The 14,036-nt window shown below is 62.1% G+C and carries 22 protein-coding genes; 1 reads left to right on the top strand and 21 read right to left on the bottom strand.

Annotation, left to right across the window (positions count from 1 at the left end; all coding sequences use genetic code 11):
- Position 1 precedes the first annotated feature (1 nt).
- The 18 genes from rpsE to rpsJ form a co-directional block, all read right to left on the bottom strand.
- Entirely contained in the window at positions 2-718 is a 717-nt protein-coding gene (gene rpsE / locus HNO81_RS01210) for a 30S ribosomal protein S5 (RefSeq protein ID WP_175316317.1), read from the bottom strand.
- Positions 715-1,098 (bottom strand): 50S ribosomal protein L18, encoded by a 384-nt coding sequence (gene rplR / locus HNO81_RS01205; protein WP_159631366.1) that lies wholly within the window; start codon positions 1,096-1,098, stop codon positions 715-717. The genes rpsE and rplR overlap by 4 nt, the downstream gene beginning before the upstream one ends.
- Before the next feature lie 2 nt (positions 1,099-1,100).
- On the bottom strand, positions 1,101-1,637 hold the full coding sequence (gene rplF, locus HNO81_RS01200; protein ID WP_159631365.1) for a 50S ribosomal protein L6: 537 nt from the start codon (positions 1,635-1,637) through the stop codon (positions 1,101-1,103).
- Positions 1,638-1,655: 18 nt separating this feature from the next.
- Positions 1,656-2,054 (bottom strand): 30S ribosomal protein S8, encoded by a 399-nt coding sequence (gene rpsH, locus HNO81_RS01195; protein WP_015937843.1) that lies wholly within the window; start codon positions 2,052-2,054, stop codon positions 1,656-1,658.
- 82 nt (positions 2,055-2,136) lie between these two features.
- Positions 2,137-2,718 carry a 50S ribosomal protein L5 gene (gene rplE, locus HNO81_RS01190; protein WP_018769138.1) on the bottom strand — a complete coding sequence of 194 codons (582 nt, stop codon included), beginning with the start codon at positions 2,716-2,718 and terminating at the stop codon, positions 2,137-2,139.
- A complete protein-coding gene (rplX, locus tag HNO81_RS01185) occupies positions 2,718-3,080 on the bottom strand; it encodes a 50S ribosomal protein L24 (protein WP_015937845.1) in 363 nt (120 codons plus the stop codon). The genes rplE and rplX overlap by 1 nt, the downstream gene beginning before the upstream one ends.
- Positions 3,081-3,083: 3 nt before the next feature.
- A complete protein-coding gene (rplN, locus tag HNO81_RS01180; RefSeq protein ID WP_003803789.1) occupies positions 3,084-3,452 on the bottom strand; it encodes a 50S ribosomal protein L14 in 369 nt (122 codons plus the stop codon).
- A 478-nt stretch (positions 3,453-3,930) separates the two neighbouring features.
- Complete coding sequence (rpsQ, locus tag HNO81_RS01175) at positions 3,931-4,236, bottom strand: 30S ribosomal protein S17 (RefSeq protein ID WP_043454607.1); 306 nt, start codon at positions 4,234-4,236, stop codon at positions 3,931-3,933.
- A complete protein-coding gene (gene rpmC / locus HNO81_RS20315; RefSeq protein WP_018769136.1) occupies positions 4,233-4,562 on the bottom strand; it encodes a 50S ribosomal protein L29 in 330 nt (109 codons plus the stop codon). Before rpmC ends, rpsQ begins: the two co-directional genes overlap by 4 nt.
- Positions 4,563-4,564: 2 nt before the next feature.
- On the bottom strand, positions 4,565-4,981 hold the full coding sequence (gene rplP, locus HNO81_RS01165) for a 50S ribosomal protein L16 (protein ID WP_015937848.1): 417 nt from the start codon (positions 4,979-4,981) through the stop codon (positions 4,565-4,567).
- Positions 4,982-5,812, bottom strand: a complete 831-nt coding sequence (rpsC, locus tag HNO81_RS01160) for a 30S ribosomal protein S3 (protein ID WP_056075369.1) — start codon at positions 5,810-5,812, stop codon at positions 4,982-4,984.
- Complete coding sequence (gene rplV / locus HNO81_RS01155; RefSeq protein WP_009358304.1) at positions 5,813-6,178, bottom strand: 50S ribosomal protein L22; 366 nt, start codon at positions 6,176-6,178, stop codon at positions 5,813-5,815. It lies immediately after the preceding gene.
- A 38-nt stretch (positions 6,179-6,216) separates the two neighbouring features.
- Positions 6,217-6,498, bottom strand: a complete 282-nt coding sequence (gene rpsS / locus HNO81_RS01150; RefSeq protein ID WP_003803803.1) for a 30S ribosomal protein S19 — start codon at positions 6,496-6,498, stop codon at positions 6,217-6,219.
- 12 nt (positions 6,499-6,510) lie between these two features.
- On the bottom strand, positions 6,511-7,350 hold the full coding sequence (rplB, locus tag HNO81_RS01145) for a 50S ribosomal protein L2 (RefSeq protein ID WP_159631363.1): 840 nt from the start codon (positions 7,348-7,350) through the stop codon (positions 6,511-6,513).
- A 29-nt stretch (positions 7,351-7,379) separates the two neighbouring features.
- Entirely contained in the window at positions 7,380-7,685 is a 306-nt protein-coding gene (rplW, locus tag HNO81_RS01140) for a 50S ribosomal protein L23 (RefSeq protein ID WP_011692807.1), read from the bottom strand.
- Positions 7,682-8,302 (bottom strand): 50S ribosomal protein L4, encoded by a 621-nt coding sequence (gene rplD, locus HNO81_RS01135; protein WP_175316316.1) that lies wholly within the window; start codon positions 8,300-8,302, stop codon positions 7,682-7,684. Before rplD ends, rplW begins: the two co-directional genes overlap by 4 nt.
- 4 nt (positions 8,303-8,306) lie before the next feature.
- Positions 8,307-8,957, bottom strand: coding sequence for a 50S ribosomal protein L3 (rplC, locus tag HNO81_RS01130; RefSeq protein ID WP_175316315.1), 651 nt, complete (start codon positions 8,955-8,957; stop codon positions 8,307-8,309).
- Between the two features lie 17 nt (positions 8,958-8,974).
- Complete coding sequence (gene rpsJ / locus HNO81_RS01125; protein ID WP_003803825.1) at positions 8,975-9,283, bottom strand: 30S ribosomal protein S10; 309 nt, start codon at positions 9,281-9,283, stop codon at positions 8,975-8,977.
- 396 nt (positions 9,284-9,679) lie between these two features.
- On the opposite strand from rpsJ, the gene HNO81_RS01120 reads away from it, so the two are divergent.
- A complete protein-coding gene (locus HNO81_RS01120) occupies positions 9,680-11,116 on the top strand; it encodes a GH1 family beta-glucosidase (protein ID WP_175316314.1) in 1,437 nt (478 codons plus the stop codon).
- A gap of 34 nt (positions 11,117-11,150) precedes the next feature.
- Here HNO81_RS01120 and HNO81_RS01115 read toward each other — a convergent pair whose 3' ends face one another.
- The 3 genes from HNO81_RS01115 to tuf form a co-directional block, all read right to left on the bottom strand.
- The gene (locus HNO81_RS01115; RefSeq protein ID WP_175316313.1) at positions 11,151-12,401 is read right to left on the bottom strand and encodes an Nramp family divalent metal transporter; all 1,251 of its coding nucleotides are present in this window, start codon (positions 12,399-12,401) and stop codon (positions 11,151-11,153) included.
- A gap of 105 nt (positions 12,402-12,506) precedes the next feature.
- On the bottom strand, positions 12,507-12,632 hold the full coding sequence (locus tag HNO81_RS20270; protein WP_256398176.1) for a hypothetical protein: 126 nt from the start codon (positions 12,630-12,632) through the stop codon (positions 12,507-12,509).
- A gap of 163 nt (positions 12,633-12,795) precedes the next feature.
- A complete protein-coding gene (gene tuf, locus HNO81_RS01110) occupies positions 12,796-13,986 on the bottom strand; it encodes an elongation factor Tu (protein ID WP_141159762.1) in 1,191 nt (396 codons plus the stop codon).
- Between the last annotated feature and the right edge of the window lie 50 nt (positions 13,987-14,036).

Raw genomic sequence — 14,036 nt, 5'->3', positions numbered from 1 at the left:
ACTAGGCACCTGCCTTCGGGCTGAGGAGAGCCTTCACCAGTGCCGCCGGGGCAACCTCGTCCAGCGGCAGGCCGCGGCGTGCTGCCACGGATGCCGGCTCTTCGAGGCGCTTCAGGGCATCAACGGTCGCGTGAACGATGTTGATGGCGTTGGAGGAACCGAGCGACTTGGAGAGGATGTCGTGGATGCCCACGCACTCCAGTACTGCACGGACCGGACCACCGGCGATAACACCGGTACCGGCGGAAGCCGGACGCAGCATTACGACGCCGGCAGCGGCTTCACCCTGAACGCGGTGAGGGATGGTGCTGCCAACGCGGGGAACGCGGAAGAAGGACTTCTTGGCCTCTTCAACGCCCTTGGCGATCGCAGCGGGAACTTCCTTGGCCTTGCCATAGCCCACGCCGACCATGCCGTTACCGTCACCAACGACGACCAGTGCGGTGAAGCTGAAGCGACGACCACCCTTGACGACCTTGGAAACGCGGTTGATGGTGACAACGCGCTCTACGAACTGGTTCTTTTCGGCTTCACGGCCACCGTCGCGGCCGCCACGGCCACCGCGGTCGCCGCGGCCCTGGCCACGGTCGCCACGCTCGCCACGACGGGCGCCACCACGGCGGTCGTCGGCAGCGGGGGCAGTGGTCTCAGCAGCTGCGGCTTCGGGGGCCTTCTGATCTGCAGACACAGTGTCCTTTTCCTTGTTTGCTTCGGTCACAGTGACAGCCCACCTTCGCGTGCACCGTCAGCGACGGCGGCAATCCGGCCGTGGTACTTGTTACCACCACGGTCGAAGACAACAGCCTCGACGCCGGCAGCCTTGGCACGTTCGGCAACGAGCTCGCCGACGCGCTTGGCCTTGGCAGTCTTGTCACCGTCGAATGCACGGAGGTCAGCTTCCAGGGTGGACGCGCTTGCTACGGTCTGGCCAATGGTGTCGTCGACAACCTGGACAAATACGTGGCGTGCGGAGCGGTTGACCACCAGACGGGGGCGGACAGCCGTGCCGGAAATGCGCTTGCGGATACGAAGCTGGCGGCGGCTGCGACCAGCAGCCTTGCTCTTGTTCGTACGCTTCTTGTTAATGGAGATGGCCATGGTTACTTACCAGCCTTTCCGACCTTGCGGCGGATGACTTCGCCGGCGTAACGGATGCCCTTGCCCTTGTACGGGTCAGGCTTCCGCAGCTTGCGAATGTTGGCAGCAACCTCGCCGACCTGCTGCTTGTTGATACCTGAGACAGAGAGCTTGGTCGGTCCCTCTACTGCAAAGGTGATGCCGGCCGGAGCCGAAACGTTGACCGGGTGGCTGTAGCCGAGAGCGAACTCAAGGTCAGATCCCTTGGCCTGAACGCGGTAACCGGTACCGACGATTTCAAGCTTCTTCTCGTAGCCTGCGGTGACGCCCTGGATCATGTTGGCGATCAGGGTGCGGGTCAGGCCGTGGAGCGAACGGGAGGCGCGCTCGTCGTTCGGGCGGCTGACGGTCAGGGTGTTCTCGTCCAGGGCAACCTCGATGGGGCTGGCCACAGTGTGGGTCAGCTCCCCCTTGGAACCCTTGACGCTGACGACAGAGCCGTCAACCTTGACCTCAACGCCGGCAGGAACGGTGATGGGGAGACGTCCAATACGTGACATTATTCTCTTCCTTTCCCGTTACCAGACGTACGCGAGGACTTCGCCGCCCACGCCCTTCTTGCCGGCCTGCTTATCAGTCAGGAGGCCGGAAGAGGTGGACAGGATAGCGATACCCAGGCCACCGAGCACGTGCGGGAGGTTGGTGGACTTCGCGTAAACGCGGAGACCCGGCTTGGAGATGCGGCGTACACCGGCGATGGAACGCTCGCGGTTCGGACCGAACTTGAGGTCCAGGGTCAGCTTCTTGCCAACCTCGGCGTCCTCTTCCTTCCAGCCGGCGATGAAACCTTCGGCCTTGAGGATGTCGGCAACGCGTGCCTTGAGCTTGCTGTAAGGCATAGACACGGAGTCGTGGTATGCCGAGTTTGCGTTACGCAGGCGCGTAAGCATATCTGCGACAGGATCTGTCATTGTCATGTGGGCTCATGCCCTTCCTCATAACGGTTTCCGCCGTCCCGTCCCTGATGGAGCGGAGCGGCCGGACCTTTTACGTAGTTAATTAAGCTTCGGTTTTGAACGGGAAACCAAGCGCCTTGAGCAGCGCGCGGCCTTCGTCATCGGTCTTGGCAGTGGTCACAACCGTGATGTCCATACCGCGGACGCGGTCGATCTTGTCCTGGTCGATTTCGTGGAACATAACCTGCTCGGTCAGACCGAAGGTGTAGTTGCCGTTGCCATCGAACTGCTTGCCACTGAGGCCGCGGAAGTCGCGGATACGGGGCAGTGCCAGGGTGACCAGGCGGTCCACGAATTCCCACATGCGGTCGCCACGCAGGGTAGCGTGTGCACCGATGGGCATGCCTTCGCGCAGCTTGAACTGTGCGATCGACTTGCGGGCCTTGGTAACCTGCGGCTTCTGGCCGGTGATCTGGGTGAGGTCGCGGACAGCGCCGTCGATCAGCTTGGAGTCCTTGGCGGCATCTCCAACACCCATGTTCACAACAACCTTCACCAGACGGGGTACCTGGTTCACGTTCTCGTACTTGAATTCATCCTGGAGCGTTGCCTTGATGGATTCGGCGTACTTGGTCTTCAGACGAGGAACGATCTTCGTTGCCGGAGTCTCGAGAGTCTCAGTCATTAGATGTCCTTCCCGGAGCTCTTGGACACGCGGATACGGACGGTCTTCTTGACACCGTTCTTCTCCACAGTGTCGAGGCGGAAGCCCACACGGGTCGGCTTCTTGGTCGACGGGTCAACCAGGGCCACGTTGGAAATGTGGATCGGGGCCTCTACGACCTCAATACCGCCGGTCTTGGTGCCGCGCTGCGACTGTCCAACACGGGTGTGCTTGGTGACGCGGTTGATACCTTCAACCAGCACGCGGTTGGTGTCGGTGAAGACGCGCAGAACCTTGCCCTGCTTGCCACGGTCGCCGCCGCGCTCAGCCTTGGCGCCAGTGATGACCTGAACCAGGTCACCCTTCTTGATCTTTGCAGCCATGGACTAGAGCACCTCCGGAGCCAGAGAAACGATCTTCATGAACTTCTTGTCACGCAGTTCACGACCAACCGGTCCGAAGATACGGGTACCGCGGGGGTCACCGTCGTTCTTCAGGATCACAGCTGCGTTCTCGTCAAACTTGATGTAGGAACCATCCGCACGGCGGCGTTCCTTCTTGGTACGGACGATGACGGCCTTGACCACATCGCCCTTCTTTACGTTGCCGCCCGGGATTGCATCCTTGACGGTGGCGACAATGACGTCACCGATGCCTGCGTAGCGACGGCCAGATCCACCGAGAACGCGAATGGTAAGGATTTCCTTAGCACCCGTGTTGTCGGCGACCTTGAGTCGCGACTCCTGCTGAATCACTATTTACTCCTTGCGTCGCGCCGGTTCTCAGGCCGTGGTGTTGCTACGGAATGAGCCTTGCGGAACGGTTGATCGGGGTGTCTCTTGACCTGCCTGGATTTTGCCAGACCAGGCCTAAACGCCCGTGCCAGAAGCAGTTGCTCCCACCCGGTCCGGGACGAATCCCGGGCGCACAGGGGCACTATGCTGTGGCACGCTTGTTTACGAGGTTGATGATGGCGCGCGAAAGGCGCCATACAAACTCAATATCCTAGCACGTTTTCCGCCTGTACCCATATCACCGCCTCCCCCTGCCCGCAAGACGGACGACGGCGTGGGGCACGGCAGCCTGTTGGCCCACCTGGGGTGCCGCTCCCCCGCGGGCCTGGCGACGCCGTCGTCCGCTGCGGCCGGAAGCAGCCTGGTGGGACGTGTGCGTTAAACGAGGAAGCCCCCGCTCCCGGAACGGGAACAGGGGCCTCCAGCGAAGCAGCAGGGGCTACTTGGCCTTTTCGAGGATTTCCACGAGCCGCCAGTTCTTGGTGGCGGACAGTGGACGGGTCTCGGCGATGACAACGAGGTCGCCGATGCCGGCGGTGTTCTCTTCGTCGTGTGCCTTGACCTTGGAGGTACGGCGGATGACCTTGCCGTACAGTGCGTGCTTCACGCGGTCCTCAACCTCGACAACGATGGTCTTTTCCATCTTGTCGGAGACCACGTAACCGCGGCGGGTCTTGCGGTAACCGCGCTGCCCAGCCTTGGCTTCGGTAGCAGTTTCGGTCACGTTCTGGTCCTTTTCACTCACTTGGCGTCCTCCTCGGTCTCAGCCTTTTCAGCCTTGTCGGCCTTCTTGGTTGAAGCCTTCTTGGACTTCTTCTCTTCCTTGGCTTCCACAACCGGTGCGGCAACCTCGGCACGAATGCCCAGCTCGCGTTCGCGGAGAACGGTGTAGATGCGTGCAATGTCCTTCTTTACTGCACGCAGGCGGCCGTGGTTCTCCAGCTGTCCGGTGGCGGACTGGAAACGCAGGTTGAACAGCTCTTCCTTGGCCTTGCGGAGTTCTTCAACGAGACGCTCGTTGTCGAAACCGTCCAGCTGTGCGGGAGCCAGATCCTTGGATCCTACTGCCATTTCTACTCACCACCTTCGCGACGCACAATGCGTGCCTTCAACGGCAGCTTGTGGATTGCCAGGCGCAGGGCCTCGCGAGCTACCTCTTCATTGACACCGGAGAGTTCGAAAAGAACCCGGCCCGGCTTGACGTTGGCGACCCACCATTCCGGTGAACCCTTACCGGAACCCATGCGGGTTTCGGCAGGCTTCTTGGTCAGGGGACGGTCCGGGTAAATGTTGATCCAGACCTTACCGCCACGCTTGATGTGGCGGGTCATCGCAATACGGGCAGATTCGATCTGACGGTTGGTGACGTATGCCGGGCTCAGAGCCTGGATACCCCACTCACCGAACGAGACCTCGGTGCCGCCCGTAGCAGCGCCGGAGCGACCCGGGTGGTGCTGCTTACGGTGCTTGACTCGACGTGGGATAAGCATTTAAGCCTGTCCTCCTTCTGCTGCTGCAGGTGCAGCCTCAACTGCCGGAGCCTCAGCAGCAGGAGCTGCGTCAGCGGCCGGGCGGTCGTTGCGACGACGGCGGTCACCACGGTCAGCGCCACCCGGACGTCCGCCACGGTCGGAACGGGGTCCGCGGGACGGTGCCGAAGCAGCCTGTGCGGCCAGTTCCTTGGCGGTGACGTCGCCCTTGTAGATCCAGACCTTCACGCCGATGCGGCCGAAGGTGGTCTTGGCTTCGTAGAAGCCGTAGTCGATGTTCGCGCGGAGGGTGTGCAGGGGCACACGGCCTTCGCGGTAGAACTCCGAGCGGGACATTTCAGCGCCACCCAGGCGGCCCGAGCAAGCGATACGGATACCCTTGGCACCGGCACGCTGTGCGGACTGCATGGCCTTCTTCATCGCGCGGCGGAAAGCCACACGTGAGGTCAGCTGCTCTGCAACACCCTGGGCAACCAGCTGTGCTTCCATCTCGGGGTTCTTGACCTCGAGGATGTTCAGCTGGACCTGCTTGCCGGTGAGCTTTTCGAGCTCGCCGCGGATGCGGTCTGCTTCTGCTCCACGGCGGCCGATGACGATACCCGGGCGGGCCGTGTGGATGTCCACGCGGACACGGTCACGGGTGCGCTCGATTTCGACCTTGGCGATGCCGGCGCGCTCCATGCCCGTGGACATGAGCTGGCGGATGCGGATGTCTTCGCGAACGAAGTCCTTGTACCGCTGTCCGGCCTTGGTGCTGTCAGCGAACCAGTGCGATACGTGATCGGTGGTGATGCCGAGTCGGAACCCGTGCGGGTTTACTTTCTGTCCCACTTAGCGAGCCTCCTCTTTCTCCGGGGTAGCGACTACCACGGTGATGTGGCTGGTGCGCTTCTTGATCTGAAATGCACGACCCTGGGCACGCGGCTGGAACCGCTTCATGGTCGGGCCTTCATCAACAAACGCTTCGCTGATGATGAGGTCGCCTTCGTCAAACGCCACGCCGTCGCGGTCCGCGAGGACCCGGGCGTTGGAGATTGCTGACTGAACTACCTTGAATACCGGCTCCGAAGCTGCCTGCGGGGCAAACTTCAGAATTGCCAGAGCCTCATTCGCTTGCAATCCACGAACAAGGTTGACGACGCGCCGGGCCTTCATAGGCGTTACGCGGATGTGGCGCGCAATTGCCTTGGCTTCCATTGCTTTCCTTCTCTCGTCTTTGACGTAAACGCAGGCGCCTAGCGGCGCTTGCCCTTACGGTCGTCCTTGACATGGCCGCGGAATGTCCGCGTGGGAGCGAATTCGCCGAGCTTGTGCCCGACCATCGACTCAGTGACAAACACCGGGATGTGCTTGCGTCCGTCGTGTACGGCGATCGTGTGTCCGAGCATGTCGGGGATGATCATCGAACGGCGGGACCAGGTCTTGATGACGTTCTTGGTGCCCTTTTCGTTTTCCCTGGCTACCTTCACAAAGAGGTGCTGGTCAACGAAAGGACCTTTTTTCAGGCTGCGTGGCATGTGTCCAGGCTCCTATCGCTTGTTCTTGCCAGTACGACGGCGACGCACAATAAGCTTGTCGCTCTCTTTGTTGGGGCGGCGGGTGCGGCCTTCCCGCTTACCGTTCGGGTTGACGGGGTTACGTCCACCGGACGTCTTGCCCTCGCCACCACCGTGCGGGTGGTCAACCGGGTTCATGGCGACACCACGGACAGTCGGGCGAACGCCCTTCCACCGCATACGGCCCGCCTTGCCCCAGTTGATGTTGGACTGCTCGGCGTTGCCGACCTCGCCGACGGTTGCGCGGCAGCGCACGTCAACGTTGCGGATTTCGCCGGAAGGCAGACGCAGCTGGGCGAAGCGGCCTTCCTTGGCAACAAGCTGGATGGATGCGCCGGCGGAGCGGCCCATCTTGGCGCCGCCACCCGGGCGCAGTTCAACTGCGTGGATGACAGTACCCACCGGGATGTTGAGCAGGGGCAGGTTGTTACCGGGCTTGATGTCAGCACCGGCACCTGCCTCGACAACGTCACCCTGGGAGAGCTTGTTGGGAGCGATGATGTAACGCTTGGTGCCATCAACGTAGTGCAGGAGGGCGATGCGAGCCGTGCGGTTCGGATCGTACTCGATTTCGGCAACGCGGGCGTTAACGCCGTCCTTGTCGTGGCGACGGAAGTCGATCAGACGGTACTGGCGCTTGTGTCCGCCACCCTTGTGACGGGTGGTGATCTTACCGGAGTTGTTACGGCCGCCCTTTTTGGGCAGCGGACGTACCAACGACTTTTCCGGCGTCGACCGCGTAATTTCGGTGAAGTCCGCTACGCTCGAGCCACGACGGCCCGGGGTAGTCGGCTTGTACTTACGGATTCCCATAATTTATTTCCTCGTTAAAGTGGTCTCCGCTACGCGAGCGGACCGCCGAAGATGTCGATGGTGCCTTCTTTGAGGGTGACAATCGCACGCTTGGTGTTCTTGCGGGTACCCCATCCGAATTTGGTGCGCTTGCGCTTACCGGCACGGTTGATGGTGTTGATCGATTCGACCTTGACGGAGAAAATCTTCTCCACGGCCAGCTTGATCTCGGTCTTGTTCGAACGGGGGTCCACCAGGAAGGTGTACTTGCCCTCGTCGATCAGGCCGTAGCTCTTTTCCGACACGACGGGTGCAAGCACGACGTCGCGGGGATCCTTGATGGTGGCTGCACTCACTTGGCATCCTCCTCGTTCTTAGCTGCCTTAGCGGCAACGAATGCGTCGTAGGCAGCCTTGGTGAAGACAACGTCATCAGAGACGAGAACGTCGTAGGTGTTCAGCTGGTCTGCGTACAGAACGTGAACGCCGGCGAGGTTGCGCACGGACAGTGCAGCAACGTCGTTATCGCGCTCGATGACTACCAGCAGGTTCTTGCGGTCGGAAACACCGCGGAGCGTTGCCAGAGCGTTCTTGGCGGAGGGCTTGGTGCCTTCAACCAGATCGGCAACAACATGGATACGACCGTTACGGGCCCGGTCAGACAGTGCGCCGCGCAGTGCAGCAGCAATCATCTTCTTGGGGGTGCGCTGGCTGTAGTCACGCGGGGTGGGACCGTGGACAACGCCACCGCCGGTCATGTGGGGAGCACGGATTGAACCCTGACGGGCGCGGCCGGTGCCCTTCTGCTTGAACGGCTTGCGTCCTGCACCGGAAACTTCAGCGCGGGTCTTGGTCTTGTGGGTACCCTGGCGTGCAGCAGCGAGCTGGGCAACGACGACCTGGTGCAGCAGCGGCACGTTGGTCTGAACGTCGAAGATCTCTGCAGGCAGGTCAACCTGGACAGTGTTAGCCATTGAACTAGGCTCCCTTCACGGCGGTGCGTACGAAGACGACCTGGCCGCGGGCGCCGGGGACGGCACCCTTGATCAGGAGCAGCGACTTCTCGACGTCAACCGCGTGGACCGTGAGGTTCAGCGTGGTGTGACGAACGGCGCCCATGCGGCCGGCCATTTTCATGCCCTTGAAGACGCGGCTCGGGGTGGATGCGCCACCGATTGAACCGGGCTTACGGTGGTTTTTGTGGGCACCGTGGGAAGCGCCAACGCCGTGGAAGCCGTGACGCTTCATAACACCGGCGAAGCCCTTACCCTTGGTGGTCCCGACGACGTCGATCTTCTGGCCGGCTTCGAAGACCTCTACGGAGAGCTCCTGGCCCAGCTCGTACTCTGCAGCATCTGCGGTACGAAGTTCGACGACGTGGCGGCGAGGCGTGACGCCTGCCTTTTCAAAGTGACCAGCCAGCGGCTTGGTGACCTTGCGGGGATCGATCTGGCCGTAGCCGATCTGAACGGCGACGTAGCCATCAACATCTGCGTTGCGCAGCTGGGTGATGACGTTCGAATCTGCCTGGACCACAGTGACGGGGATGAGCTTGTTGTTCTCGTCCCAGACCTGGGTCATGCCGAGCTTCGTGCCCAGCAGGCCCTTTACGTTACGGGTTGCGGTCATAGTCTCTCAGCACCTCCCTACAGCTTGATTTCGATGTTCACGTCAGCCGGCAGGTCGAGACGCATGAGCGAATCAACAGCCTTCGGCGTGGGATCGATGATGTCGATAAGACGCTTGTGCGTGCGCATTTCAAAGTGCTCGCGGCTGTCCTTGTACTTGTGCGGAGAGCGGATAACGCAGTACACGTTCTTCTCCGTAGGCAGCGGCACGGGGCCAACTACCGTTGCGCCTGCGCGCGTGACCGTCTCAACGATCTTCCGTGCTGAAACGTCAATGACCTCGTGGTCGTATGACTTCAGCCGGATGCGGATTTTTTGTCCCGCCATGTCGCCTGACTCTCTTTCAGTCTGTGCTTCCCCGGTTTAGGGCTGCCCTGTTCACTTACTCGTTGTATGGCTGCCGAAGCATTTGAGGTCGTAACCACCATCCGCCGCACAAACTGAATCCGGATAAATCCGGGTTCCTCACCTTGCCGGCGCAACCGACCCCCGCGGTCGGGCGTGTCGCGCTGAACACGCATACAAATCCGCAATTCCATTGGGGTGGGTTATGTTTGGTCTTCAACTTGGACCCTGCACCCGGCATTATCCGGATCGGGACGCGAAGAAGCGCTTGAACAACTCATCTAGTATGCCGGAAAAGCCTGGCAGATGCGAATTGGCATCCTTTCAGGCCTCCGGGCGGCCGTTGCAGCGAAAAGAAACCGGTTGGATGATAGGGGAATGACCTTGGAAGGTACTGAATCGGTGACGGACCTGGCCGGGCGCGTACCGCCGTCGTTCACCCTGGGTGTTGCTGCCGCGGCGTTCCAGATCGAAGGCGCACTCAAGGCCGGGGGCCGCGGACCATCCGGGTGGGATGCCTTCGCGGAGAAACCGGGTGCCATCATGGATGGCCACTCCCCCTCGGTGGCATGCGACCACTACAACCGGCTGCCGGAGGACGTTGCGCTGCTGAAGGAACTCGGTGTGGACTCCTACCGGTTCTCGCTTTCCTGGCCCCGCATCCAACCCGACGGCCGGGGCGGTTTCAATGCCGAGGGCCTGGACTTCTATGACCGCCTGATCGACCAGCTCCTGGACGCCGGGATCTCCCCCATGGCCACGCTGTACCACTGGGACACTCCCCTGCCGCTGGAGCAGCGTGGCGGCTGGCTCAACCGCGACACTGCCGAACGGTTCGGGGAATACGCCCGCGCTGCCGGTGACCGGTTCGGCGACCGCGTGGACCAGTGGGTGACCCTCAACGAACCGGTCTCCGTCACCCTCAACGGCTACGCACTGGGAGTGCATGCCCCGGGGCGCCGTCTTATGTTCGACGCGCTCCCCGCCATCCACAACCAGCTCCTGGCGCATGGGCTTGGCGTGCAGACGCTGCGGGCCGCCGGTGTCAAGGGCGGCATTGGCCTGACCAACCTGCACTCCCCGGTCAGGCCCGCCAGCCGGAAGATCGGTGACCGGCTGGTCGCACACCTGTACGACCTGCTGATGAACAGGCTCTACGCCGATCCCGTGCTGCTGGGCCGGTACCCCACGCTTCCCCTTTACGCCAAGCCCTGGCTGCGCTCCATTGGCCGGATCTCCGACGCCGACCTCAAGACCATCCACCAGCCACTGGACTTCTACGGGCTGAATTACTACTTCCCGGTCAAGGTGGCACTGGGACCGGGCATCACCCCCTTGCCCGCGGATATGCACCAAGAGCTGGCCAAGCTTCCCTTCCACGAAGTGGGCTACCCGGAGTACGGCAGCACCGGCTTCGGGTGGCCCGTGGCGCCGGAGCATCTGGGCGTCGTGCTGAGGGAAATGCGGGACCGCTACGGAGAGGCGCTTCCGCCCGTCTACATCACTGAGGGCGGCGCCAGCTTCCCTGAACCTGACAAGGTTTCAGACACCCTGGAAGATGCTGACCGGGTGGACTACCTTGCAGGCCATCTGGGGGCTGCCCTTGATGCGACCGCGCCGGGAGGCATTGCGGAGGGTGTGGACCTGCGCGGCTACTACGTGTGGACACTCATGGACAACTTCGAGTGGGCAGCGGGCTACTCCCAGCGGTTCGGACTGGTGCATGTGGACTTCGATTCGCTGGAGCGCACCCCCAAGCGGTCCTTCTACTGGTACCAGGGACTGTCCCGGGCGCGGGACCAGCGGCAGGACTAAGCGGCGGGCACGACGGCGGCCCACCGGCGGCAGGTCATTGGTGCCCCAGCACCGTGAGGAAGATCAGCACGCAGTTCAGTCCCACGATCAGGGTGGCACTGGTCCATCCGGCGATGCGAAGTGCCGTTGAATCCGCATGGATGCCCATTACTTTCCGGCTGCCGGTGAGCCGGATCAGGGGAATAAGCGCGAACGGGATGCCAAAACTCAGGAGCACCTGGCTGAGGACCAGGGCCAGCGTCGGTTCAATTCCGGCACCAAGGACCAGCAGGGCGGGTACCAGCGTCAGTGTCCGCCGGACCAGCAGTGGAATCCTCACCTTCAGCAGGCCGCCCATGATGGTGGCCCCCGCGTAGCAGCCCACCGACGTGGACGCCAGGCCTGAGGCCAGGAGCCCCACAGCGAAGGCGACGCCGATGACCGGCCCCAGAGCCGACGTCACCGCCGCGTGGGCCCCGGCGATGGTGTCCGTACCCTCCACGCCCCGGAGACTTGTGGCCGCAAGGAGCAGCATGGCGATGTTGACGATTCCGGCCAGGAGCAAGGCTCCGGCCACATCCACGCGGGTGGCGCGGATCAGCCGCGTCCTGACGGCCGGATCTTCGGAGAAGCCATGCCGGTCCCGGGCCAGGGCGGAGTGCAGGTAGATCGCATGGGGCATCACCGTGGCCCCGAGCATGCTGGCGGCCAGCAGGACGGTGTCGGTTCCTTCGAACCGTGGCACCAGGCCTGCCAGTGCACCACCGGCATCCGGCGGTGCCACGAACAGGCCGGAGACAAATCCGACGGCGATGACGCCAAGCAGGGCCAGGATGGCCGCCTCGAAGGACTTCTGGCTCCGGCGTGACTGGAGCGTCAGCAGCAGCATGGACGCCAGCCCGATGATAACTCCACCCGTCAACAGCGGAAGGCCGAAGAGCAGGTTGAGGGCAACAGCACCACCGATGACTTCAGCCATATCCGTAGCTCCGGCTACGACCTCAGCCTGGACCCAGTAGGCACGCCGCCGGCGGGTGCCCAGGCGTGCGCCGAGGATTTCCGGCAGGCTCATTCCGGTGGCGAGTCCGAGCTTTGCTGACTGGTACTGGATCAGCACGGCCATGGCATTCGCGGCAACCAGTACCCAGACGAGCAGGTATCCGAAGTTTGCGCCTGCAGTCAGGTTCGCCGCCACGTTTCCCGGATCCACGTACGCGATGGCTGCTACAAACGCCGGCCCGAGCAGCAGCAGGCGGGACCACATCCTGGCGGAGCCGGCCTCTACGGCCATGGTTGAAGCAGCCATGTTGTGTCCTCGTCGTTGCGGCGTCAGTAAGACGAGGATAGCGCGAATTTAGGTATACCGAAAAGTAGGAATAAGGACCACCAGCAAAACCGGGGGCCCGCTCCCCTACTGGTTTTTGTTAGCCCTGTTGATCCGCTTGGCCCGGTCAATTTCATGCCGGAAGTTCCGTCTCACCCAGAACACCCCGGCCACGACGGCCACCGCGATGATCAGGAAAATAAGCCACCCCATGGTGATCTCCTTTCAGTCCTGCAACAGTACCAGCGGCCCGTGCCGGCATCCTTGGCAGGGCAGGGCATAAAAGGGCAAAAAGAAAGCCCCGCTGCCTGGGGCAGCGGGGCTTTCTTCGGATTCATTGCCGGCCGGGGCCGGCTGGATCCATGATCAGCAAGTACTACTTGATGATCTTGGTAACGCGTCCCGAACCAACGGTGCGGCCGCCTTCGCGGATAGCGAAGCCGAGGCCCTCTTCCATAGCGATGGGCTGGATGAGCGCAACGGTCATCTCAGTGTTGTCGCCAGGCATAACCATTTCCGTGCCCTCGGGCAGGGTGATAACGCCGGTTACGTCCGTGGTACGGAAGTAGAACTGCGGGCGGTAGTTGGAGTAGAACGGGTTGTGACGTCCGCCTTCGTCCTTGGAGAGGATGTAGACGTTGGCCTCGAAGTCGGTGTGCGGGGTGATGGAACCCGGCTTGACGACAACCTGGCCACGCTCGACATCGTCGCGCTTCAGACCGCGGAGCAGGAGGCCACAGTTCTCGCCGGCCCATGCTTCGTCGAGCTGCTTGTGGAACATCTCGATACCGGTAACCGTGGTCTTCTGGACCGGGCGGATGCCGACGATCTCGACCTCGGAGTTGATGGCGAGGGTTCCACGCTCGGCGCGGCCCGTAACAACGGTGCCACGGCCGGTGATCGTGAAGACGTCTTCGATCGGCATCAGGAACGGCTTGTCGCGGTCACGTACGGGGTCCGGAACGGACTCGTCGACAGCAGCCATCAGGTCCTCAACGGACTTGACCCACTCGGGGTCGCCTTCCAGGGCCTTCAGGCCGGAAACGCGGACAACCGGAGCGTTGTCGCCATCGAAGCCCTGCGAGCTGAGGAGCTCACGAACTTCCATTTCGACCAGGTCGAGGAGTTCCTCGTCATCGACCATGTCAGCCTTGTTCAGCGCGACCAGCAGGTAGGGAACACCAACCTGGCGGGCGAGCAGAACGTGCTCACGGGTCTGAGCCATCGGGCCGTCAGTAGCGGCAACCACGAGGATTGCGCCGTCCATCTGAGCAGCACCGGTGATCATGTTCTTGATGTAGTCAGCGTGGCCGGGGGCGTCAACGTGTGCGTAGTGACGCTTCTCGGTCTGGTACTCCACGTGGGAGATGTTGATGGTAATACCGCGCTGACGCTCTTCGGGTGCAGAGTCAATCGACGCGAAGTCACGCTTCTCGTTGAGATCCGGGTACTTGTCGTACAGCACCTTGGAAATGGCGGCCGTCAGCGTCGTCTTACCGTGGTCAACGTGACCAATGGTGCCGATGTTGACGTGCGGCTTAGTCCGCTCGAACTTTGCCTTTGCCACAGGTTCCTCCTAGAACGTTTTCAAATAGCTTGCCCTCCAGCCGCGCTTAT

Source organism: Pseudarthrobacter sp. C4D7, assembly GCF_013359725.1.
Classification (GTDB): Bacteria; Actinomycetota; Actinomycetes; order Actinomycetales; family Micrococcaceae; genus Arthrobacter.
Note: the sequence above shows the minus strand (reverse complement) of the source record. Positions and strands in the feature narration are given on the sequence as shown.